We start from the raw sequence: 572 nt of genomic DNA on the forward strand, positions 1-572 counted from the left end.
CAGAGATCATCACTGCGCACAGGGCGTGGAATACGCTCAACGTACGTCCCACTGCCGATGCAACGGATGGAGCGACCTACGGTTCGACGTCCATCCGCGCCCTGCTGATCGCCTCGCTTAGAAGCTCAGCGCCGCGCCCACTGCGAAGGTGCGGGTTTCTTCGTCCAGTGCCGGGCTGTCCTTGCCTTCGATCTCGAACTGGTTCAGTTCGGCGACCAGGGTCAGGTTGTCGTTGATGCTGTGGAACAGGGCGATACCGCGGGTTTCGTAATCGGCTTCGCTACCCAGACCGTTGCCGTCGTCCTTGGTCTTGCCATAGGACAGGGCCAAGCGGTTCTTGCCGAAGCGGTAGGAACCCTGCAGCAGGTAACCGTCGCTGTCGACTTCGCGCAGCAGCGCTTCGCCAGCGTTGTTGGTGAAGAACGGGTTGATACCCTCGGCCTGGAAGCCGGATGCGGTCAGCGAGAGGTTGCCCATCTTGGCTTGGATACCGTAACCCAGACCCTTGGAATCAACTTCTTCAACGGTGCTATCGGTGTTGTCCGAGCTCTGCTGCATGCCGTTGATCCAGG

The 572-nt window shown here is 60.1% G+C and carries 1 protein-coding gene; it reads right to left on the reverse strand.

From position 1 onward, the window contains the following. Positions 1-117 precede the first annotated feature (117 nt). The coding region (locus CXQ94_RS23955) for a porin (protein ID WP_146070421.1) at positions 118-572 on the reverse strand (455 nt) is incomplete at its 5' end.

It is taken from the genome of Arthrobacter sp. GMC3 (genome assembly GCF_002929305.1).
Taxonomy (GTDB): Bacteria; Actinomycetota; Actinomycetes; order Actinomycetales; family Micrococcaceae; genus Specibacter.